The sequence below is a fragment of the Gottfriedia acidiceleris genome (assembly GCF_002128425.1).
Taxonomy (GTDB): Bacteria; Bacillota; Bacilli; order Bacillales; family Bacillaceae_G; genus Gottfriedia; species Gottfriedia acidiceleris.
In genome coordinates this window covers 65,263-88,892 of record NZ_NESS01000005.1, presented here as the reverse complement: position 1 = coordinate 88,892, position 23,630 = coordinate 65,263, and the positions used below count along the sequence as shown (strand labels likewise).

The following is a 23,630-nucleotide window of genomic DNA, read 5'->3' as shown; positions in this document are numbered from 1 at the left end:
CTGTTAGTTACTATTTCAGTAGTAACTATTTGGAGAGGGTGATTGAAATGCATTTAGATTCATCTTTATTAATTATTTTAATTGTTTTTGGATTTATAGCTTCATTTATTGACTCTGTAGTAGGGGGTGGTGGGCTAATTACACTACCTGTATTATTATTCACTGGACTGAATCCTGCTGGAGCAGTAGCTACGAACAAACTAGCATCGACAATTGGCGCTCTAACGAGTACATATATGTTTTATCGTTCTGGTAAAATTGATCTCAAATCAGTGTCTAGATTTTTTCCACTCACATTTATTGGTTCATTGTTTGGTGCTTACACCGTTCATTTACTAAACCCTGAACTACTTAAGCCGTTGATGTTGATAATGCTCGGAGCAGTAGCGATCTTTACTATTTTCAAGAAAGATTGGGGAAGCATCTCAACACCAAAAAAGTTATCTATTCATCATTTCATTATTTTTTTAGTGACAATATTCGGGATTGGTTTCTATGATGGATTCATCGGACCAGGAACAGGATCATTTTTAATTTTTTCTTTTTTGTTGATTGGTTTTGATTTTTTAAAGGCTGCAGGCAATGCGAAATTTTTAAACTTTTGTAGTAATATTGCTGGTTTGTTAATGTTTATGTTTTTAGGACAAGTAAACTTCACTTATGGAATCATAATGGGAATTGCACAAATTGCTGGTGCGATTTGTGGATCGAAATTTGCGCTAAAAAAAGGAAGTGGTTATGTTCGTGCCCTGTTTATTGCAGTAACATGTATATTGTTAGCGAAGAATATATACGATTATATTCAATAATTATAAAAAACTGTGCTGCGTTCTAAGGCCACAGTATGATAGTAGAATCTTGGAATAATGATTAAAACCTTAAAATAGAATAGATCGTTATGAACTAGTTTAACGATCAAATACAATAGTAGAAGATTAGAACCCGTTTTTGAAGTGCACCAAAATTTGTAGACACAACTACAATTGATGGTGCGTTTTTTTTTTGACAAATATTTCTTTGAATCTAAACTTAACTGCCCTATAGGCAACAAAGCGGTAGCTAAATTACGGAACTGGGTTTAATAGAATTGATAAATTTGTAGCAAAATATTATTACATCAGAAAAACAAAAAATTTATTGTAGTATTATTATTGAATTTGATGAAAATGTGAGGTAAGATTGTTTGGTCTGAAAATTAGTCCAATTTGAAAATATATAAATTATTAATCGGAGTTGTTGTTTATGTCACCAAGAGTACCTAATTCTTTTATAATCATTCTAGGTTTTATGTTATTCGCATTGTTTTTCGGTGCAGGAAATCTAATTTTTCCACCTATACTTGGACAGTTAGCCGGAAAAAACGTATGGATCGCCAATGCAGGTTTTTTAGTAACTGGAGTTGGATTACCATTGCTAGGTGTTACAGCATTTGTTTTTTCAGGTGAAAAAAATTTACAATCTATAGCTAGACGTGTACATCCGTTGTTTGGTATTGTATTTACTACGGTTCTTTATCTAGCAATTGGTCCTTTTTTTGCTATCCCTAGATCAGGGAATGTATCATTTGAAATTGGTGTTAAACCCTTTTTATCAAATGATGCAAATCCTGGTGCATTAATCATATTTACAATCTTATTTTTCACAGTTACATGCTTGTTATCACTTAATCCTACAAAGATTATTGATGTTGTTGGAAAATTTCTGACCCCTATTAAATTAACATTTATCGGATTGCTTGTTGTTATTGCTATTGTTAATCCAATTGGAAAGTTTCAAGAGCCATTTAAAGGATACTCAACAAATGTGTTTTTTAAAGGTTTTCAAGAAGGTTATTTAACGATGGATGCTCTTGTAGCTTTTGTTTTTGGAATTATTATTGTGAATGCAATTAAAGGAAAAGGAGTTACTTCTAAAAAACAGCTTATGATCGTTTGTGGAAAGTCAACATCAATAGCTGCAACACTTTTAGCAATAATCTATTCTGCTCTTTCTTACATGGGTGCTTCTAGTGTTGAGAAACTCGGTCGATTAGAAAATGGGGCTGAAGTTTTAGCGAAAGTTTCAGACTATTACTTTGGTTCTTATGGGGCAATATTACTTGGATTAATGATTACAGTGGCATGTTTGACCACGAGTGTAGGTCTAATTACTGCTTGTTCTACTTTCTTTCATGAATTGTTTCCATCGATTTCTTATAAAAAGATTGCGATCATAATGACTGTGTTTAGTACACTTATTGCAAATATTGGATTAACACAATTAATCAAAGTTTCAATCCCTGTATTAATGACACTGTACCCTATCGCTATATCCTTAATTTTCTTAACATTCTTACACTATAAATTTAATGGTAGGTCAGAAGTGTATCAGGGGAGCTTGATCTTAACATTTATTGTGAGTTTATTTGATGGTTTAAACTCGGCTGGTATTAAAATTGAAGTAATTCATAATTTTTTCACTAAGTTCCTACCTATGTATAGTTTAGGTTTAGGTTGGATCGTTCCATCTATAATAGGTGGTATATTTGGCTATTATGTTAGTGTATTACGGAAGAAAGATATAGACAGTCCAATTCGAAAAGTAGGTTAGGAAACTAATAGCTAATAATGATAGTTAATGAAGAAGCTTTTTAACTGTAAGGTATGTTGCATAACAATGATTTTTAGGGATTAGATTTTTTAGATATAAAAAAAGTGACACTTGCTTCATCATTTCAATACAAAATAGAGATGATAGTTTCTTATCTTTGGGAGGGAATAGAATGGCACAAAAGGAATTACAAAAAGGATTGAAGGCTCGCCATATTCAGATGATTGCTTTAGGCGGTACAATCGGTGTAGGATTATTTATGGGTTCAACAAGTACGATTCATTGGACAGGCCCATCTGTAATGCTTGCTTATGCAATTTCGGGTATTTTTATCTTCTTCATTATGCGTGCTATGGGAGAAATGTTATACGTTGAGCCAAGTACAGGTTCATTTGCGACTTTTGGCCATAAATACATACATCCTTTAGCAGGGTATATGACTGCATGGAGTAACTGGTTCCAGTGGGTAATTGTTGGAATGTCAGAAATTATAGCAGTTGGGGCATATATGAAGTACTGGTTTCCAGATCTACCTGCTTGGATACCAGGAATTATTGCAATTGTGATTCTTGGTGCAGCAAATTTAATTTCAGTAAAATCATTTGGTGAATTTGAATTTTGGTTTGCGATGATTAAAGTTGTTACTATTTTATTGATGATTGTTGCAGGGTTTGGTCTTATTTTCTTCGGCTTTGGAAACGGAGGAAATGCGATTGGAATATCTAACCTTTGGAAAAATGGCGGCTTCTTTACAGGTGGTTGGTCAGGTTTCTTCTTTGCACTTTCACTTGTTGTTGGAGCTTATCAAGGCGTTGAATTAATTGGTATTACTGCTGGAGAAGCAGAAAATCCGAAAAAAACATTAAAAGACGCAATCCAAAGTCTTATATGGCGTATTTTAATCTTCTATATTGGTGCAATTTTTGTTATTGTAACAGTATTCCCATGGGATCAACTAAATTCGATTGGTAGCCCGTTTGTTGTAACTTTTGCAAAGTTTGGTATTACTGCTGCAGCTGGAATTATTAACTTTGTAGTAATCACTGCTGCAATGTCTGGCTGTAACAGTGGTATCTATAGTGCAGGACGCATGCTTTATACATTAGGAATAAATGGACAAGCACCAAAATATTTTACAAAAGTCTCAAGTAACGGAGTGCCATTATTTGGTACGATTGGTGTACTAATTGGTTTAATAATTGGCGTTATTTTAAATTTTATTGCACCAAAAAACTTATTCGTTTATGTATATAGTGCAAGCGTACTTCCTGGTATGATTCCTTGGTTTGTCATTCTAATTAGTCATATTCGTTTTAGAAAAGTAAAGGGAGATGAACTTAAAAATCATCCTTTTAAAATGCCTTTTGCGCCATTCACTAACTACTTAACGTTAGCCTATTTAATTTTGGTATTAATCGGTATGTGGTTTAATGATGACACACGTATCTCGCTGATTGTAGGAATTATTTTCTTGGCGATTCTTGTCATTTGTTTCTATGCTTTTGGTATAGGAAAACGTAAACCAATTGATGCACAATCAGATGAAGAAATAGCTAACTAATTAATCACTTAGTTTGTTTGTAAGAAGATTCTTTAACATAGCTATTTTATAAAAATAACTATTTTTTAAACAATCAAAGCGTTCGTAGTATTAGGTCAAACAGAAATTAAACTGGTTGATCCTATATTACGAACGCATTTTTTAGTTAGCTTAAAAAATAAAGAATGTCTAACTCGCCCCTATTTATCTAATCTAAAATAAAAATTTATATAAAAATAATAAAAAATATTTTGACTATTATTACATTTTATGACAAAATGATGAAAACCAAATAGTAGGGAATAGGTGTAAATGAAGATCATAGTATGAAATCATTTACTTAAAAGGGAAGATTGGTGTAAATCCAACACGGTCCCGCCACTGTAATAGAGGAGTAAATAAGAAGGTGCCACTTATTAAAGATAGGGAAGGTTTTTATTTACAAAGATTCTTAAGTCAGGAGACCTGCCTATTCTAACGACGCTGTTTGACCTACGAGAGATAGGGAGGTGCCTTATGGAAAGAAAACTTAAGTTAACGTATTCTAATTATTTATGTTTTCCAACTTAAAGGCATTTTTGTCTCTAATGAGATAAAAATGCTTTTTTATTTTAGTTAAAAGGAGAGGGAAAGAATGGCATGCATAAGTAATCTAGGATATCCGAGAATTGGTGAAAATCGTGAATGGAAAAAAACGTTAGAAAGCTTTTGGCAAAATAAAATGAATGAAGAAGAATTTGAAAAAGAAATGAAATCACTGAGATTAAGCTCAATAAAGAAACAGCATGATTTAGGTGTTGAGCTAATTCCAGTAAATGATTTTACGTATTATGATCATGTATTAGATTTTGCGACTATGTTTGGTTGGATTCCTAGTCGATTTGGTGACATAAATGAAAGACCAAGTCTAGATACATATTTTGCATTAGCAAGAGGTAGTAAAAACATTGTAGCTTGTGAAATGACGAAATGGTTTAATACAAACTATCACTATATCGTTCCTGAATATAATAAAGACAAGCAATCAAGATTACTATTCAATAAACCACTAGAAGCATACAAAGAGGCACTAGTTGAGCTTGGGATAAAAACGAAACCTGTCATTCTAGGAATCTATACATTTGTACAGTTAGCTAAAGGTTACCAAGAAAAAGAAAAACGAAACATAATTAGTAACTTAGTAAACCTTTATATTCAAATGCTTAAAGAGCTTGAGAATGAAGGTGTTGAGTGGGTCCAAATTGATGAACCATGTTTTGTGTTAGAAGAATCAAATGAAGATATTCGTTTTATGAAAGAAGTTTATGAGCAAATTGCCAAAGCTGTACCTTCATTATCAATCATGCTTCAAACATACTTTGAAGCGGTAGAACAATATAAAGAACTAATTTCGTTCCCAGTAGCTGGCCTTGGTCTTGATTTTGTACATGGTAAAGATGGAAATTTACAATCGATTATTGAGTACGGATTTCCAAATGACAAAGTAATAGGTGTAGGAATAATTAATGGACGAAATATTTGGAGAAATGATTTAAATGATTCGATTGATTTTTTAAATTCACTCAAAAAAGAAGTAAATCCAAAAGATTGGTGGATTCAACCGTCGTCTAGTTTGCTTCATGTACCAGTTACAAAAATTGAAGAGAATTTATTAAATGAAACATTATTCGAGGCATTATCATTTGCCGATGAAAAATTAAAAGAGTTAGTTTTACTAAAAAGTTTATTTATAAATAAAGCGAACGTATTTGAAAACGAAATTAAATATGCAAGCAATTGTTTAGTAAATTTAAAACAGCTTAGCGAAAAAAATCACTCAACTCGTAATGAATTAGAATCGATTAATGAAGAAGATTTTAGAAGACCAGTACCATTTCATTTAAGATATCCATTACAAAATAAAGTAATGAATTTACCGGTTTTACCAACGACAACAATTGGAAGTTTCCCTCAAACGAAGGAAATTAAACAAATAAGACAGCAATGGCGGAAAAAAGCAATTGATGAATCAGAATATATGGATCAAATAAAATTAAAAATTAAAGAATGGATTGAAATTCAAGAAAATATTGATATGGATGTATTAGTACATGGTGAGTATGAGCGTACTGATATGGTTGAATATTTTGGTGAGAAACTTGAAGGATTTGCATTTACGAAAAAAGCATGGGTTCAATCTTATGGATCGCGCTGTGTTAAACCGCCAATTATTTATAGTAAAGTCGAATTTACAAATCCGATTACTGTAAATGAATCTGAGTATGCACAAAGCTTAACAACTAAACCAGTCAAAGGGATGTTAACAGGTCCGGTTACGATATTAAATTGGTCATTTGTCCGTGAGGATCGTACAAGAGAGGAAATAGCAAATGAAATTGCATTAGCTTTACGTAAGGAAGTAAAAGCACTTGAAACTGCTGGCATTTCAATTATTCAAGTTGATGAACCCGCAATTCGAGAAGGTTTACCTTTGAAGCGAAAAGATTGGGATCAATATTTACATTGGGTAACGAGAGCATTTCGTTTAGCTACTTCAAGCGTCCGAAATGAAACGCAAATACATACACATATGTGTTATAGCAACTTTAGCGATATTATGGAAACAATTATTGATTTAGATGCAGATGTTATTTCAATTGAACATGCAAGAAGTCATCAAGAATTTTCTGCTTATTTAAAAGAGTCCCCTTATCCATTTGGAATTGGTCTAGGCGTGTATGATATTCATAGTCCGAGGGTACCGTCAATTGAGGAAATGGAAGAAAATATCTTAAGTTCTTTAAAAGTATGTGATACAAATAGATTTTGGGTTAATCCAGACTGTGGTTTAAAAACTCGCAATGAAGCTGAGGTAATAGATGCCTTATCAAATATGGTAAAATCTGCGAAAAAAGTCCGAGAAAAATATTATTCAATTATTTAATGATAGGGTGAAATCGATGAATGGTAGATATGTAAAAGAATCCAGAGTATTTGATAGTAGTAGAATATTTCCAACTGATTTAAATAACCATGGTACATTATTCGGAGGAAAAATGCTTGCCGCAATGGACTTAATTGCCTCCATTTCAGCTACAAAGCATTCAAGAATGGAATGTGTTACCGCATCGATGGATTCAGTTGAATTTTTATGTCCAGTACGAGAAAGTGACTGCATATATTATGAATCGTTCGTGATCTTAACAGGATCAAGCTCAATGGAAGTATTTGTCCGAGCAACTGCCGAAGACCTACTTTCAGGTGATAAAAGAGTAGCTGCAACATGTTTTGTAACTTTTGTTGCACTTAAAGATGGAAAACCACATAAAGTAATAGAGGTTATACCAGAAACTGAGGAAGAAGTTAAATTACAGCAATTAGCATTTAAGCGATTAGAAAGTCGCCAATTAAGAAAGAAATTGAGCAAGGAATTGGCATTAATTTGGAAAGAATAAAAAGAAAGCATTGAAATCATACTAAAAGTAAGCTAATATGTAATTAATAATTTTAAGGAGGCATCAAATTTAGACACTATGTACAATATCCGATAACTTTTTTTAGCTAACGAATTTTATAGCAAAAAAGTACTCTGCCTGAAATCAGAGAAATTGGATAACTATGTCTATTTTTTGAGCCCGTTATTAATATTAAATTAATCCATTGTAGTAAAATGCAGGGGGTTATTTACTATTACATTTCATTTGAAATATAAACAACGTATATATTTTTAATATATACCCGGCTTATTAAAACACATCCAATTTACACACAGGCAGATACTGCTTGTGTGTTTTTATTTTCTCTCGTTTAATGATTGATTTTTAAGAGAGAATTATATTTTAAAATCGGATGGAGTGAAGTATATGTTTATTATAAAAGCATCGAATATAGAAATAGAATTAAATGGAAAAACAATTTTCGAAAATGGAAACTTAGACATAAAAGAAGGTGAAAGGGTAGCATTAATTGGTGAAAATGGAGTTGGAAAGTCAACGTTTATTAATGCCCTATTAGGTGATATTCCATTGAAAAAAGGAATGCTGCAAATTCATTATTCAAAAGATGAGATTGGCTGGCTTTTAACTGATGAAGAGGATCAGGAAAACTTTTCAGCAAGGGAAGTGATCGAATCATTTGATAAAGAACGATATATCATCAAAAAGAACTTAGAAAAGTTTGTACTTGATTTATCGAACGAACAAAATCTTGCTAAATATAACGAGAGTTTAAGTAAATATTTAGAATTAGATGGCTATGATTGGGAAACGAAAATAGATCAAGTTTTAAAGAAATTTCAATTACCGCAGGAGTTATGGAATATCCCATTCAGTCAATTAAGTGGTGGACAAAAAACAAAAGTCAAATTAGCAAAAATCATGATGAAGGAACCAAAACTGCTAATTTTAGATGAACCAACAAATCATTTAGACACTGACTCAATCCAATGGCTAACGGAATGGTTACAAAACTTTAAAGGTAGTGTCCTTTTTATTTCTCATGAACGACAATTCATTGATGATGTTGCGACTGTTACTGTTGAATTAACGGAAATTGGTACATTTAAGTATAACGGTGGCTATTCAACATACAAAATACAAAAGGAACATGAACGAAAAACTCAGCAAGCACAATATGATAAACAAGAAGCGGAAAAGAAAAAGCTAATTGAAACGATTAATCAATATAAACAATGGTTTACAAGCTCGCATAATGCGGCCAGTGAACGGGATCCTTTTGCTAAGAAAAAAGCGGCAAAAAACGCATTAAGATTTAAATCAAAAGAAAAGGATTTAGAACGATTAGAGAAAAGAAAAGTAGAAAAACCAAAAGAAGCTAAAACAATTTCAGCAAGCTTTGAAAATGATTCATTTTCAGCTAAACAAATGATTACTTTTGAAAAAGTTGATTTTTCATATGATGAAAAATCGTTATTTAACCAAGTTGATTTTATATTAAATCGAGAAGATCGATTAGCTGTAATTGGAAAAAATGGCTCTGGAAAATCTACATTTTTAAAATTATTAACAGGATTAAATACGCCTAATAACGGATCTGTACGACATAACCCTCAATTAAAAATAGGTTACTTTATGCAGGAACTTGAAGCTTTAAATGAGGATTCAACAATATTAAATGAAATTTTATCACTTCCAAATATGACTGAAACAGAAGCAAGAACACTTTTAGCATGTTTCCTTTTTAGAAGAGAGGATGTTTACAAAAATATTGCTCAATTAAGCATGGGTGAGAAATGTAGAGTTGCCTTCGTAAAGTTATACTTTTCTGATGCTAATCTACTAGTGCTTGACGAGCCAACAAACTATTTAGATATTCACACGAGAGAAAGAATTGAAGAAGCATTAGCTGCATATCCTGGGGCAGTAGTTGTAGTGTCACATGATCCATATTTACTAAAAAAGGTCTCAAATCGTGTAATTCATATTGAAAATGGAAATCTTTATGAATTCAAGGGATCTTTTGCTGAATGGAATGGTAGACAGAGCATCTCAAACGATCGACAAACATTATTAAATGAACGAATTAAAATACAACTAGAAATAGCTGCAATTAATTCCGAAGAAAAAGATACGGATGAAGAAAAGAAAGCTCAAATTTCACAAATCGTTAAATTACAAAAGGAACTAGATGGTATAAATGAAAGGTTAAGATTAGATATAAAAGGGAAAACAATATAAAACGATTCTTTAAAATTAAAACGCCTTAGAATGTTAGTAAAAAGATTCTAGGCGTTTTTTTAATAAAATCATTTTTTATGCATCATATATATGTTTTAATAACGAGTTTAATTGTATTTTAGCTTTTTTTATAATTAACTTATAAAGATTAGAAAATAATTTAAAAATACAATATCCAATTATCGTTCCTGTAAAATTAAATATAACGTCATTCATATCAACAACTCTATGAGAGAAACCATTAAGTAGTGCAATAATCCCCTGCAATGACTCAATTATGACTCCTATCAATAATCCCGCTATGGCTATTTTTTTAAATGTACTCTTTGTAATAAAAGGAAGTCCAAATCCAAATGGAATTGTCATCAAAACATTAAGTAGAGAAGTCTCAAAATCCTCTTTTGTAAGGTGTATAAGAGGAACTAGATTCAAATTTTTCCATGCATGTAGCCCAAACATATTCTTGTAAGTTTGAGATACATAGATTGGAAATTGAGTATACTTTAAAACATAACATAAATAGATATACATAATAGAGAAAAAGAATAAATATACAATATCTTTTTTGAATTTTATTTTTAAAACAAATAATATCATTAATAATATAATTATAGATCCATATAATATACATCCATTGAAATCGATCATTTTTTCCATTTTAGAGAATCTCCTTCAAATCAACCTGTACATGAGTTTAATTTTTATGACTTTTTAATATTTTTATAAAATAATATTTGTTCTACCACCTACTGCTTTACAATTCGACTTTACCAATTATTTCATATATTAACGGAAAAAGATGTTACAAACTATTGAAATATGATTTCGATTTAAAAAAATGGACCATAAGTGCATAAAAAAACAAATCACTTAAGTTTGAGTACTTAACGCGATTTGTTTTTTGCTTTTCCTAAACCTTTTAACTTGCTTTCAACACATCATTTACATCATGAATAACGACAAACGCTTTTGGGTCGATTGCGTGAATTATTTTTTTAAGTTCAAATAATTCTTTATTGCTAACAATAATGTATAGTGATTCTTTTCTTAAGCCTGAGAAATGGCCTTTTGCAGGATAGATTGTTACGCCTCGATTCATTTCATTTGATACAATTTGTGCAATTTCATTAGCTTGATCTGAAATAATCGTAATCGCTTTTTTCGGATTTAATCCTTCCATTATAAAATCCAAAACTTTAATACCGATATAAATAGAAATGACAGTATATAACGTTTTCTCGAAGCCGATTACAAAATAGCCGCCTAAAACGACAATTAGATCGAATAATAGTAATGATTTACTAATGCTCCACCCGAAGGATTGATGAACCATTTGAGCAAGAACCGTAGAACCACCTGTTGTACCACCCGCTCGGAATACAATTCCTAACCCTAGTCCAATTAAAACACCAGCAAAAATAGTACCTAGTAAAGTTTCGCTTGTTGGTACGCCATAACCGTCCGTAATACGTAAGAAAAATGAAATAGCTACTATAGAAATAACTGTATATAAAATTAGTTGTTTCTTTAAATATTTATATCCAATTATTAACAATGAAGCATTTAATACAAAATATACGACATCAGGTGACCAGTTAAATAGGTAATAAGTAATCATCGTAATGCCGGTAAAGCCACCCTCAGCTAATTTATTCGGTATTGCAAAGAAGTTAACACCGACTGCAAATATTGCTGATCCAACAAGGAGATATAAAATATCTACGATGTTTTTACGCACAGTTACCCCTCATTTTCTAACAGATTTTTAACACTTCTATTATTCTATCTAATTATTCGTTTTGAATCAAAATATTTCTTTTAAATTAAAGATGTATTATTAGTCATAGTTATTGGTACCTTTTCATAGCTTATATAGACAAGCTATTAAGGGGGAATCATTATGGTATTTGCAACACCTGGAAAATCGGGTTCATTAATTACGTTTAAAAATCGTTATGACAATTTTATAGGTGGGGAATGGGTAAGACCAGTAAGGGAACAGTACTTTGGAAATGTATCGCCAGTAACTGGACAAGTCTTTTGCGAGGTGGCAAGATCGACTTCAGAGGACATTGAAAAAGCACTTGACGCGGCACATCGTGCAAAAGGTAAATGGGGAAGAACTTCAGTAACCGATAGGGCAAATATTTTACATAAGATTGCTGATCGTATGGAAGCAAATAAAGAATATCTTGCTGTGGCAGAAACTTGGGAAAATGGTAAACCTGTACGTGAAACTTTAGCTGCTGATATTCCTCTAGCAATTGACCATTTCCGTTATTTTGCCGGATGTATCAGGTCACAAGAAGGATCGCTCGGTGAACTTGATGGTGATACAGTTGCTTATCATTATAAAGAGCCATTAGGGGTTGTCGGACAAATTATTCCGTGGAACTTCCCTATTTTAATGGCTGTATGGAAGCTTGCACCTGCACTAGCTGCAGGAAATTGTGTTGTTCTAAAACCGGCAGAGCAAACGCCAACTTCTGTGTTAGTTTTAATGGAATTAATTCAAGATTTATTGCCACCTGGAGTTGTTAACGTTGTAAATGGATTTGGACTTGAAGCGGGTAAACCATTAGCTTCAAGTGATCGAATTGCGAAAATTGCTTTTACAGGTGAAACTTCAACTGGCCGACTAATTATGGAATATGCTTCAAAAAATTTAATTCCTGTAACGTTAGAATTAGGTGGTAAATCTCCTAATATATTCTTTGAAGATGTAGTAGACAATGAAGAGTTTTTCGATAAAGCACTTGAAGGCTTTACTATGTTTGCTTTAAATCAGGGAGAAGTATGTACATGTCCTTCAAGAGCGCTTATTCATGAATCTATCTACGAGGAATTTATGGATAGAGCGGTAAAACGAGTTAAAGCGATTAAACAAGGAAATCCATTGGATCCTCAAACAATGATTGGCTCTCAAGCTTCGCACGAGCAATTGAATAAGATTTTATCTTATTTTGAAATTGGAAAAAATGAAGGTGCAGAAGTTTTAGTTGGTGGTAGTCGTAATGTTCTTGATGGAGAATTGAAAGATGGTTTCTATGTAAATCCTACAATTTTTAAAGGGAACAATAAAATGAGAGTATTCCAGGAAGAAATTTTTGGTCCTGTTGTTTCGGTTACTACATTTAAAACAAAAGAAGAGGCATTGGAAATTGCAAATGATACATTATACGGATTAGGAGCAGGTGTTTGGACTCGGGATATGGATACTGCTTATCGATTCGGACGCAACATCGAAGCAGGTCGAGTTTGGGTAAACTGCTATCACGCATATCCTGCACATGCTGCATTTGGTGGGTATAAAAATTCAGGTGTAGGTCGTGAAACTCATAAAATGATGTTGGACCACTATCAAAATACAAAGAATATGCTAGTTAGTTATTCTCCGAGTAAACTAGGATTCTTTTAAAACTTTTACACTCCAGTATTCATTTACTGGAGTGTTTTTTATTTTAATAGAAAGCAATAAAAATAATAAATTTCTAAAATCCATACATAAAAACTAGTAGCAATTTAATATGTTAAATAAACAGTATAAATTGGAGGGACTAAATATGTTATATCTAGCAATCTATTTATTAGTCATTATAGTACTGTATTGTTTCATTCATTTATATTTAAACCGGAAGTGGAAGTTAATATATACTACGTATGGTTATCAAAACTATTTTATTATTATAGGTAAATTAAAGAAGAATGGAATTGAGTATAAGACAAAATTACCGATGAATTTTAGTGGTAGGAGATTTAATGAGAATACTCAATATGATATATATGTAAAAAAAGATTTAGAACATTTGGCATTACAGTCTTTATATCAAAATTAATAGATTGTTTAAACATTTGATTTGTTTTTTGGAAAGAAGAATGTTTATTTTCACTTGAGGATACTCGCTTTCATTGGAGCAATATTCTTGTGCCTACTCGTCATTTTCGCTTCCTTGAGGAGGCACTTTAGGCTCCCGCATTTCTCTTTGGGCTCTAGCATCCTATTTTAATATTACTCCTGCAAAGCTTCCACGTAATACTAGTTTTTCCTTCTGATTTGTACATAAGAAGGATGCCAAAATGGATTTTCTATTCTCTTGTATTTCAAATTTCTCTATTGTAACTTCACACTGGATCGTGTCTTCTGTATAAACTGGTCTTAAAAATTCAAAATTAACTGTTCGCGCTAGTACATTGTGATCTCCACCTATTTTAGTTGGTAAAGTTGCAGTCAACAAACCTTGAATGACAAGTCTCCCTTGTTCATCAGGAGTAACATGATGTGAGCCTGCATCACCAGAAACCTTCGTAAACAATTCAACGTCTTCTACTGTAAAAGTTCGCTCAAATGTAATAATATCGCCTACTTGTAATGACAATTTTTTTCACTCCCAATAATAAAAGTATTAATTCACTTAATTAATAGTTCAATTTCTTATCGTACTATCCTTTAAAATCGTTAAATAAAAAAATGGCAATAATTAATTACGGGGTGCCCATAAAATGACAGACACACCGATTAAACAGATTGCTGCACCAATCCAATCATAGAAATCAGGTGATTTTTTATCAACACCCCAGCCCCATAAAATTGAAAGAACGATAAATACACCTCCATAGGCAGCGTAAACTCTACCAAATGATGGGAAAATTTGAAACGTTGCAATGACACCATAAAGTGCCAAAATAACCCCTCCGATTAATCCCAAATATGCAGATTGACCTTCTCTTAGCCATAACCATATAAGGTATCCTCCACCGATTTCAGCTAAACCGGCTAATAAAAAAACAAATATTGCAGTTATCAAATTACTTCTTCCTTTCAATTAAAATATGTCCCTTATTTTAACAAGAAAGTATATATATTTCTATTTTGTATATCATCGTTCTTAGAAATGAATTTCGGTACTAATAGAACTATTCCAATCATAATTTATAGAAGAAAATAATATGAAGGAGGTGTTTTGTTAGGTGTTAAAAGTTAATGTTAAATTACGTCCTATTGTTAGTAAAATTAATTTACCGACCGTACTGAAAACAACCATACTTCCAGGTGATTCAGTTGAAAGATTATTTATTGCAACACAGGTAGGAGAGATCTTTTACATAGGAAATGGAGAAATCAGGACTTTTTTAGATATTCGCCCTCGGGTATTAAAATTAGGTGAGGAGGGAGGCTATGATGAACGCGGATTACTTGGGCTAGCATTTCATCCTAATTTTTATCATAATGGGTTGTTTTATCTGCATTATTCAGTAGCTGGATCTCAGGGTCCAGATGCTCTTTCTACCCATTTTAAACCAAATCCGTGTAATCCTAAAACATTAAATCTAAAATGGCTAGATAGAGAAACTAAATATAATCATATTGATACAGTTGAAGAATGGGTTCTACAATCAAATGGTCAGCCTCAAAAACGACGGACATTGCTGAACATCAGAAGACCGTTCTTGAATCATAATGGTCTTAATACCTTAAATTTTTCACCTGAAACAAGTAAACTTGTTTTAACAACAGGAGATGGTGGATCTGGCTATGATCCGTTTAACTTAAGCCAAGACAATTTGGAAATTGCGGGTAAAATAATTGAAATTGATGTAAGTAAAAATATAAACGGCAATAATCCCCCTATTGTCAGTCGATTTAATGAACTTCCAACAAGTATTCAAGAAACTCTTACAGTAATGGCTAAAGGTATTCGGAATATAACAGGTATTTCATATCAAAGAATTTATAATCAATATATTAAATATGTAGGAAATGTCGGTCAGGACATGGTCGAGTCGCTTTTTTCATTTGTTCATTATAAACCTATACCAGTCTCACGGTTAATCCAAATGAATTCTGAAACTGAAATGGAAGGATTTATTAACTTCGGCTGGAGAGGGTGGGAAGGTGCTTTTCCGACCTCAACAATAGAAGGCTGCGCTGAAAATTCAGATTTGGATAAGAAAACAATAGCTTATTACAATGAATCAGTAACACTTTCAGCGAGTCGTCTTCAGCCTTTAACTAGCTATTTTCATAAAGATCTAAGACATGATAAATTCGAAGGAACTGCACTTACAGGAGTCCAGGCATACATGGGGAATGAAATACCTAGTTTAACTGGTAGCGTCGTATTTACCGATTTAGTACGAAAGGGATCTCAAGCACAGGTTAAAGGGGTTTTAGCTTATACGAAATTAAGGTCGGATGGTCAACAAAGTGATTACAGTGTCATACAAACGGATTATGACTTTGGATCTCAACCTGCCTATTATGTAGGTTTAGGTACGAATTTAAATCAAACAAAAATTTATTTAGCAGTTTATGGTTCTATGAAAGTGACGGATTTAAACATGGGTACTATTTTTGAAATAGTTCCGTGACTTATTATTAATTTGTCTAAACAACCAAGGAAGTACTCCAGTGGTTGTTTTTTTAGCGGATAATTGATCAAATGAATAGATCCCTTGCTAGTTGGTTCTTGAAATAACAATAAAATCGATACAAGCTCTCTATAAGGCCTTGTGAAGGAGCTTGTATCGATTAATTACTTAAGACTGAGTGTCACCTGAGATTTGAATTTTTTTTACCATTTCTATAGTCAAGGCAAGTAACTTCAATCAATAAGTTATTAAAAATTGTGAAATAAAAACCATAACTATTACCTCTCATCGGATAAGGTTCCTTGTCTACTTGAATGCCCCCAGCTATTAAACGGTCATACTGCTGATCGACTTCACTTGACGTATCCACTAAAAAACCAATATGAAAAGTTTCAGGATATTTAATTTCTATTTGTCTCTTAAATGCCTTTGGGTCACTTAACACGAGAATAAATCCATTCTCATCACTCAACACTACAAGAGCTTTACCTTTTTGATCCAGAAATTTAAAATCAAAAAATGTTTCAAAGAATTGTCTAGCTTCTGATAAATCATCAACACATAAATTTAAATGATTCAACCTCATTCAATTGTCTCCTTTTAAAAAATTTAGATCCATCTAAATCTGCGACCGATAGAACAAACACTTGTATCTTTTCCTTTATCATACAAGCGTTACTTCTCATGTTGTTTATATTTAGAACAACTAGACTATATATATGTATATTAACTGGTAAAATATTCCTTTTTCTATTGCTTCTTGTTGATATTAGGTTATATAACGTGGTAGTTTAGTGGAATAATATGGAATTATTTGATACAGTCAAATTAAATATTATCATTGTTTATAAGGGAGAAAATAAATGGGATATATTATGGATTTAAGAAAAGTTGTAGGCAGCAGACCTATCTTAATGCCTGGCGCAAATGTTATACTACTAGATTCACAAAAGAGAGTATTATTACAATTAAGAAAAGATAATAATACTTGGGGATTACCTGGTGGATCATTAGAGTTAGGAGAAAATTTAGAAGAAGTGGCTAAAAGAGAATTGAAGGAAGAAACTGGTATAACAGCATTAAACCTTAAGTTTTTTAACATTTTTTCTGGAAAAGAGTTTTATTATAAATATCCTCACGGAGATGAGGTATATAATGTAATTTCGACTTATATATGTACTGAATATACGGGCGAATTAGAGAAAGAAGAAAGCGAAGTGCTAGAGCTATGCTTTTTTAGTTTTAATGACCTTCCATCTAAAATTAATCCATCTGAGCTTCCAATCATAAATTCGTTTAAGGATTCTAACTATTTTAACGAAGGCTTACTTTAATAAAAAGAAAGGGTTCGGCTCTAAGGGGGAAAATAGGATGGGAATTCAAAGAATGACTATCAGAGAGTTTCTTAAAGAAGAGAGTATTCGTAAAGCCTTTATTGAAATACACAGGAGTAATGGAAAAAGGTTATAAATTTCTAGTATTTAGTTTGATACTATTTTTAGTATGTATCTTAACAACTAGATTAATAGACAAATTATTCTTGAAACTAAACTTATTCAAAGGTGTTTTAAGGGGAAAAAGTAAGAGAACATATATGCGATTAATAAATTGGTCTTATTTTATTTTGGGATTTTTTATACTTTTTGGAAGCTTATTCAACTAAGACACGTATTAGTTAAATATAAATGAAAAAAAGGATCTACAAGAAAGATCCTTTTTTCATTTTTAATAGTATGTTAATTATTATTTTGTTAAACCTTAAGAAATTAAGTATTTTTAAATAAGGTCTTGATTACAAAATAAGCGTATATTTTTGTGTATATGTTATTTTGAAGTTGAAGTTGCTGCTTCATTTTTGCAGTTTTCACAAGTTGAATAGATTTTCACAACTTTTTTATACTCCGCGTACTCAATAGTTTCTTCGCATTCTTTACAGATTAAAATTTGCATTAGAAACACCTCCTAAACACACTATAACACGTTCGAATCACTATTTCTCCAGGGACTTTACCCACCCTGTGGACGTGAATTGTCCCAGTTGAAAAAACGTTGAAATAGCAAGGTTTTCAAGCGAAAAACGTCTAAAAAAATTTTTTTCTTGTTTAAAAAAAAACGAAAATACAACCGTGTAAACATGTCTCTGGGATCAATTTCGCCCGTGGTAACTAATTTATGATGACGATGATTTGTTCGTCGGGATGTGTTGTAATCAATCTTCACTTTTTGCATTTGGAATCCCCGAAGGAGAACGATTCCATCCTAGTTAATTTAATATAAAGGGTGCTCTTAGAATAATTTTGATATTAATTAAAAGAAATAACGCTCAGAATATACTCCGAGCGTTATTTCTTTTATAAAGCAAACTAATAGTTTAATAATCTTTCAGTTCTATCTCATTTGCAGCTTTAGCTATCATTCTCGTAATCATTTTAAACATTCCATTCATTAAGATGGGAAAACGTAACATTGCATTGCGTAGTAAAATTTTGAAGTTAGATTTTTCAACCATTCCTCCAGCACTTAATAGCCCTATTTTTTGATTTTTTTCAACAAAACTTCTCATCTCTTTTTCATAGCTTATAAAGGCTTCTTTGTAATCACCATTAGCAGCTTTCAGCTCTCCTGCAAGTACATATGCTCCGACAAGGGCCAGGCTAGTACCTTGACCTGAAAGGGGTGAGGGACAATAAGCCGCATCACCTACTAAAGAAATCCGACCATTTGACCATGTCGGCATGTGAATCTGACATATTTCATCAAAATAAAAATCTGAAGCTTTAATCAATTTTTGGAGCAAGTTCGGAGTTTCCCAACCCTTAAGTTCTTCGAAAGCATTTTTAATAAGATTCTTTTGTTCTTCCAAATTATAACGGTCGTATTTCAGTGGCTCGGATTGAAATATTAACATGCCCTTTGCTTGCTTGTTATCATTTGCGCTATACATTCCAACAGTTTTACCTGGAACCGTATAAAGCATTTGAGAGTGGTCGAGATTAAGATAATTCTCGAATTCAAAAATCGATATATAACAACCTAGTGTACGTTTAAACTGATCTTCGTCGCCAAATTTCAATGTACGCACGTTGGAATGAATTCCATCTGCACCTATAATTAAATCAAATATATCTGGCATCCCATTAGTAAATTGAACTTCTACTCCTGTTATCGTCTCATTTATTGAGGTAATTGAATCGCCCCAAATATATGTAACTTTATCCTTAGTCAAATCGTACAAAATGCTACTAATATTTTCACGCATAATTTCGATATCCATCCCTTGTTGATTACCTATACTTGCTTCACTTATTTTACCTTTGATTTTACCTTTATCGTTCACGAAGTAAACACCAGTCATATGAGTATCTAGCGCTCGAACTTGATCAAGAATCCCCATACGTTCAAGAACAGAAATTGCAGCGCCACGGATATCAACAGCAAATCCCCCTGGACGTAAAGTGGGTGCTCTTTCTACTACAGTTACCTCGAAACCAAAGCGATGAAGCCAGTAAGCAAGTGCTGGCCCTGCAATGCTTGCACCGGAAATAAGGACACGCATCGGTTGCTTCATATTACTTAATCACCCCTAAGCTAACTAAATTTAAACAACATAACAAGAATATATTCACAGGTTTATTACTTATGAACTATCGTGCTGTTTTATTTTATCTACCTAGTTACAACCAAATATAATACATTTGAAGGCTTGTTATTGACCAAACTGCCAGTTAAGTTGTATATGACTCCAATTTTCTTTTAGATTGTTTTTTAATCAAGTATAATTATCTGTGTAACAAATCTGCCAAATATTAAAAATAAGAAGGTGATTCTATATGACAAATAAAGCAAAGATAAAAGATATTATTGAAGAAATGGAAATGCAAATTGATGGTTATCGTTCATTTGTTAAGATAAGTACGGGTGAAGTTTTTTCGGTTTCTGAAAATGATCTTATTGATGCTGAAGATGAAAAACCAATAGATGATTTACATGATTGGCAGATAGAAAATTTAGAAATCGCAAATGAAATTGTGGAGAATTTTGAGGACTATAAGGAATTGCCTTCAAAATATGAAATCAATGAATATAAAATTGTTGAAGACTTTTGTTTAACTGTTAAAGATGTGAAAATACAAAAAATATTACTAATAACAATCGAAGGAAAAGGAGCATTTAGAAGATTTAAAGACGCTGTTAGAGAGTTTAATATTGAAATGGATTGGTATAGTTATCGCGGCAGACGCTATAAAGAGTTAGCGATCGCATGGTGTCAAACTAATGGTATCGAGTACATAGATTAGAAATATAAATATTAAGAGTTGAGCGATTTGTGGCTGTTTGACTTACAGGCAGTTTAAGCCAAATCAAAAATAAAATGAATCCCTTCAGATTTCGCTGAAGGGATTTTTAATGTTTTTTATATTTTAAGGTTTTGTTATGTAATTATTTTGAACTGTTGCCTGTTTAGTTCAAAAATTCTCTACGTCTAATTAGATAGGTAGTTAATTCATCAAAACCAATCTTTTAAAAATAATTAAAGCAATTTCAAGCCATAACCAGCAATAAACGAAAGAAAATATAGTAATAATTAGAACGGTATAGATTGAAAAAGAATCAGAAAATGCCGGTCCTAAGACTGGAAAGTGGAAAAGATATAATAGACTCATAATTCCTAATATTAATAGAGTCGCTCCAGTCGCAATGATCGATAATCTCTTTTTAAAAAAGTGAAAAGCCAAACCTAAGCCAAGTCCCAATAATCCTGTTGTAAAAGGAAATATAATAAGTTCAGTTGGCTGTAAGATGAATAACAACGTGATTGTTAGAAAATAGGACTTTATTCCAAATGGAATGGAAAACATGGAACATAATAGAATAGGTGCAGTGGCGAGCGGACTTAAAATAAATCCTATAACTGGTAAAACACCACCTGCTGCTTGAAAGAGTGCAGCGATACAAGCAAAAATAGATACTAAAATAAATTTCTTCGTTTGAGTTTGATTACTGAATTTTAGTTGAAATAAGCGAACCTCTTCAGTAATAGGTTTGAGAAAATACAACTTTTCACCTCATTTAATCAGCTTAATTCATTTCAATGCATGATATACACTATTTATATGAGATGGAATTAAGCGCAATACTTTTTAATTTTTATTTCCGCTGTATTCTCCATTAAAATTAACTGATCGGCGCGTCTATGTTTTTCTAGTAATATTGATAACAAACACAAATAAATGTATGATAAATACGTTAAGAATTGCATGAAATTTCAAAATTGAAGGGGAAAAACTATGAATATTAAGATTGATAAAGAATATGTGCTACAAACTACTAAACAACTACTAGAGTTTAATAGCCCAAGTGGTTTTTGTTTTGAAATTATGGAGTTAATTCAGTCTTGGACAAATACTTTAGGGTATGATTTCGAAACGACTAATAAAGGCTGCGGAGTAATCACAATTCCTGGTAAAAGCAATGAGCAAGTGATTGGATTATCAGCACATGTTGATACGTTAGGAGCAATGGTTCGATCAATTACAAGTAAAGGTACTTTAAAATTTACTATTATTGGTGGACCAATCGTACCAACTCTTGATAGTGAATATTGTCAAATTAGAACACGTGAAGGAAAAATATACTCAGGTACATTTTTATCTACAAGTCCATCAATTCACGTATTCGAAGATAGTAAAACAAAAAAACGTGATCCAGAAAACATGGAAGTTCGTATTGACGAATGCGTTAAGTCAAAAGAGGATGTATTAAATCTTGGAATTAGCCCAGGAGATTTTATTTTCTTCGATCCGAAAACGACAATTACTGAAAGCGGATTTATAAAATCAAGATTTATTGATGATAAAGCAAGTGTAGCATGTTTAATTGGTTTACTTGAATTATTTAAAAGGGAAAAAATTGTACCTACATATACAACAAAATTATTTATTTCAACGTATGAAGAAGTTGGACATGGATCTTCTTATATCCCATCTGATATTACTGAATTAATTTCAGTTGATATGGGTTGTATTGGAGATGATTTAAGCTGTACTGAATATGATGTCTCGATTTGTGCAAAAGATTCTGGTGGACCATATGATTTCAATATGACAACTGATTTAGTAAACTTAGCGAAAGAAAATGAACTTAGCTATGCAGTAGATATTTATCCAATGTACGGTTCTGATACAGTTGCTGCTTTACGCGGAGGACAGGATATTCGGGGCGCGTTAATTGGACCAGGTGTTCATGCTTCTCATGGTATGGAAAGAACGCATTATAGTGCGATGGAAAATACGATGAAATTATTATATTTATATTTAACAAAGTAATAATGTAAAAAGCTGTTGAAACTATCAACAGCTTTTTTAGTTTAATAATCTAATTTTTGAACTCCGTTTAATTGACTATCAAATCGGTCCTCACCATTGATTTTTATATTTTTCTTTAATGTAAGTGTATAAAAATAGGCTGAGACAGAATCACGTTTTTTTTCTTGGAGTTTGTCTATTAATAATTTTTTTGTACCAGCACCAACGACACCATCACTCGTTAATCCATTATCTTGTTGAAATGCTCTTACTGCTTGATCTGTGCCTTCTGCAAAATAGCCATCGACCCCGTTTGTAGCGTAACCTAATTTTGTTAAAGTATCCTGAAGCCATTCAACATCAGAACCCACACTTCCAAGTTGTAAACTAGTAGGAATATCAGTTGGTTTTGTTACAACTACACTTCCTGAATCTTCATCAAATAAATGATTTGTAACAGCGATGTCTTGAAACGACTTATTTGATGAAGTGATTAAAACAGTAGCCCCTTTTTGAACACGATCAAATAACCATTCTACTTCTTCATCATACATTCGTACACATCCGTGACTAGCATAAGTTCCAACAGAACTTGGATTATTATTTCCGTGGATTGCATAGGTTGTACCCCATGTCCCTCTAGCATTTAAACCTAACCACCTATTACCAAGCGGATTCCTCGGGTCACCACCAGGAATATTATCCTTATAATAAGGACGGTTAACAATTTTAACGACAATTTTAAACTTGCCTTCAGGAGTTAAATCCTGACTCTTACCAGTCGCTACTTTAAAAACTTTTACCAATTTACCATTCTCATAAAAAGCTAATCTATTAATCGATTTATTAATAATGATAAATTGAGAAACAGGTTTTGTTTCTGCGGCGTAAGATTGAACATAAGAAGTACTCAAAAATAAAATAAATAGTAATAAAAAAATAAAACAGCGCTTAAACAACATCGTCCCCCCAACAATATATTTAGAAATTACATAGCCTTATATAGTATGAAGGGATAGCTTGTCCTATCTAATAAAATTTCAAATTAGGAAAAAAATAGATTAATTGAAAAACGGAAAAATGGATCTGTCAATTTATTGTTCTTTGGTTAACGATACGTATAAACATTTTTAACGATTTGAAGAAAAATGA

21 protein-coding genes and 1 riboswitch are annotated in these 23,630 nt (G+C 32.2%); of the genes, 12 read left to right on the top strand and 9 right to left on the bottom strand.

Features of this window, described 5'->3' with window-relative positions:
• Window positions 1-47: 47 nt before the first annotated feature.
• The 6 genes from B6K90_RS11030 (at window position 48) to abc-f (ending at window position 9,804) form a co-directional block, all read left to right on the top strand.
• Window positions 48-809: a TSUP family transporter gene (locus tag B6K90_RS11030; protein ID WP_407920510.1), complete on the top strand. Its 762-nt coding sequence runs from the start codon at window positions 48-50 to the stop codon at window positions 807-809.
• A gap of 433 nt (window positions 810-1,242) precedes the next feature.
• Window positions 1,243-2,589 carry a branched-chain amino acid transport system II carrier protein gene (gene brnQ, locus B6K90_RS11025; protein WP_088012785.1) on the top strand — a complete coding sequence of 449 codons (1,347 nt, stop codon included), beginning with the start codon at window positions 1,243-1,245 and terminating at the stop codon, window positions 2,587-2,589.
• A 172-nt stretch (window positions 2,590-2,761) separates the two neighbouring features.
• Window positions 2,762-4,150, top strand: a complete 1,389-nt coding sequence (locus B6K90_RS11020) for an amino acid permease (protein WP_088012784.1) — start codon at window positions 2,762-2,764, stop codon at window positions 4,148-4,150.
• 266 nt (window positions 4,151-4,416) lie between these two features.
• A riboswitch (cobalamin riboswitch) is annotated at window positions 4,417-4,616 on the top strand.
• Between the two features lie 147 nt (window positions 4,617-4,763).
• Window positions 4,764-7,052 (top strand): 5-methyltetrahydropteroyltriglutamate--homocysteine S-methyltransferase, encoded by a 2,289-nt coding sequence (gene metE, locus B6K90_RS11015; RefSeq protein ID WP_088012783.1) that lies wholly within the window; start codon window positions 4,764-4,766, stop codon window positions 7,050-7,052.
• Window positions 7,053-7,068: 16 nt separating this feature from the next.
• Entirely contained in the window at window positions 7,069-7,563 is a 495-nt protein-coding gene (locus B6K90_RS11010) for an acyl-CoA thioesterase (protein ID WP_088012782.1), read from the top strand.
• A gap of 408 nt (window positions 7,564-7,971) precedes the next feature.
• Window positions 7,972-9,804: a ribosomal protection-like ABC-F family protein gene (gene abc-f / locus B6K90_RS11005; RefSeq protein ID WP_088012781.1), complete on the top strand. Its 1,833-nt coding sequence runs from the start codon at window positions 7,972-7,974 to the stop codon at window positions 9,802-9,804.
• Window positions 9,805-9,879: 75 nt separating this feature from the next.
• Here the strand turns inward: abc-f and B6K90_RS11000 are convergent, their stop codons facing one another.
• Both B6K90_RS11000 and B6K90_RS10995 read right to left on the bottom strand, forming a co-directional pair.
• Window positions 9,880-10,461 carry a VanZ family protein gene (locus B6K90_RS11000; RefSeq protein ID WP_235821783.1) on the bottom strand — a complete coding sequence of 194 codons (582 nt, stop codon included), beginning with the start codon at window positions 10,459-10,461 and terminating at the stop codon, window positions 9,880-9,882.
• A gap of 262 nt (window positions 10,462-10,723) precedes the next feature.
• Window positions 10,724-11,542, bottom strand: a complete 819-nt coding sequence (locus B6K90_RS10995) for a YitT family protein (protein WP_088012780.1) — start codon at window positions 11,540-11,542, stop codon at window positions 10,724-10,726.
• 162 nt (window positions 11,543-11,704) lie between these two features.
• Here B6K90_RS10995 and adh point away from each other — a divergent pair, with 162 nt between their 5' ends.
• Window positions 11,705-13,222 carry an aldehyde dehydrogenase gene (gene adh / locus B6K90_RS10990; RefSeq protein ID WP_088012779.1) on the top strand — a complete coding sequence of 506 codons (1,518 nt, stop codon included), beginning with the start codon at window positions 11,705-11,707 and terminating at the stop codon, window positions 13,220-13,222.
• A 145-nt stretch (window positions 13,223-13,367) separates the two neighbouring features.
• Entirely contained in the window at window positions 13,368-13,640 is a 273-nt protein-coding gene (locus B6K90_RS10985; protein WP_088012778.1) for a hypothetical protein, read from the top strand.
• A gap of 162 nt (window positions 13,641-13,802) precedes the next feature.
• Here the strand turns inward: B6K90_RS10985 and B6K90_RS10980 are convergent, their stop codons facing one another.
• Both B6K90_RS10980 and B6K90_RS10975 read right to left on the bottom strand, forming a co-directional pair.
• On the bottom strand, window positions 13,803-14,180 hold the full coding sequence (locus B6K90_RS10980) for a hotdog family protein (RefSeq protein WP_088012777.1): 378 nt from the start codon (window positions 14,178-14,180) through the stop codon (window positions 13,803-13,805).
• Between the two features lie 102 nt (window positions 14,181-14,282).
• Window positions 14,283-14,609 (bottom strand): YnfA family protein, encoded by a 327-nt coding sequence (locus B6K90_RS10975; protein ID WP_088012776.1) that lies wholly within the window; start codon window positions 14,607-14,609, stop codon window positions 14,283-14,285.
• A 163-nt stretch (window positions 14,610-14,772) separates the two neighbouring features.
• Between B6K90_RS10975 and B6K90_RS10970 the strand changes: the two genes are divergently transcribed.
• Entirely contained in the window at window positions 14,773-16,173 is a 1,401-nt protein-coding gene (locus tag B6K90_RS10970) for a PQQ-dependent sugar dehydrogenase (RefSeq protein WP_088012775.1), read from the top strand.
• Between the two features lie 181 nt (window positions 16,174-16,354).
• On the opposite strand, the gene B6K90_RS10965 is transcribed toward B6K90_RS10970, so the two are convergent.
• A complete protein-coding gene (locus tag B6K90_RS10965; protein WP_088012774.1) occupies window positions 16,355-16,759 on the bottom strand; it encodes a VOC family protein in 405 nt (134 codons plus the stop codon).
• A gap of 277 nt (window positions 16,760-17,036) precedes the next feature.
• On the opposite strand from B6K90_RS10965, the gene B6K90_RS10960 reads away from it, so the two are divergent.
• Window positions 17,037-17,507: an NUDIX hydrolase gene (locus tag B6K90_RS10960; protein WP_088012773.1), complete on the top strand. Its 471-nt coding sequence runs from the start codon at window positions 17,037-17,039 to the stop codon at window positions 17,505-17,507.
• 490 nt (window positions 17,508-17,997) lie between these two features.
• Here the strand turns inward: B6K90_RS10960 and B6K90_RS10955 are convergent, their stop codons facing one another.
• The gene (locus B6K90_RS10955) at window positions 17,998-18,123 is read right to left on the bottom strand and encodes a GapA-binding peptide SR1P (protein ID WP_088012772.1); all 126 of its coding nucleotides are present in this window, start codon (window positions 18,121-18,123) and stop codon (window positions 17,998-18,000) included.
• A 421-nt stretch (window positions 18,124-18,544) separates the two neighbouring features.
• Window positions 18,545-19,741, bottom strand: a complete 1,197-nt coding sequence (locus B6K90_RS10950; RefSeq protein WP_088012771.1) for an FAD-dependent monooxygenase — start codon at window positions 19,739-19,741, stop codon at window positions 18,545-18,547.
• 262 nt (window positions 19,742-20,003) lie between these two features.
• On the opposite strand from B6K90_RS10950, the gene B6K90_RS10945 reads away from it, so the two are divergent.
• Window positions 20,004-20,471, top strand: coding sequence for a UPF0158 family protein (locus B6K90_RS10945; protein WP_088012770.1), 468 nt, complete (start codon window positions 20,004-20,006; stop codon window positions 20,469-20,471).
• Window positions 20,472-20,672: 201 nt separating this feature from the next.
• Here the strand turns inward: B6K90_RS10945 and B6K90_RS10940 are convergent, their stop codons facing one another.
• Window positions 20,673-21,230, bottom strand: a complete 558-nt coding sequence (locus B6K90_RS10940; RefSeq protein WP_088012769.1) for a hypothetical protein — start codon at window positions 21,228-21,230, stop codon at window positions 20,673-20,675.
• Between the two features lie 231 nt (window positions 21,231-21,461).
• On the opposite strand from B6K90_RS10940, the gene B6K90_RS10935 reads away from it, so the two are divergent.
• Window positions 21,462-22,499, top strand: a complete 1,038-nt coding sequence (locus B6K90_RS10935; protein WP_088012768.1) for a M42 family metallopeptidase — start codon at window positions 21,462-21,464, stop codon at window positions 22,497-22,499.
• A 41-nt stretch (window positions 22,500-22,540) separates the two neighbouring features.
• On the opposite strand, the gene B6K90_RS10930 is transcribed toward B6K90_RS10935, so the two are convergent.
• Window positions 22,541-23,440 carry a L,D-transpeptidase family protein gene (locus B6K90_RS10930; RefSeq protein ID WP_088012767.1) on the bottom strand — a complete coding sequence of 300 codons (900 nt, stop codon included), beginning with the start codon at window positions 23,438-23,440 and terminating at the stop codon, window positions 22,541-22,543.
• Window positions 23,441-23,630: the final 190 nt, after the last annotated feature.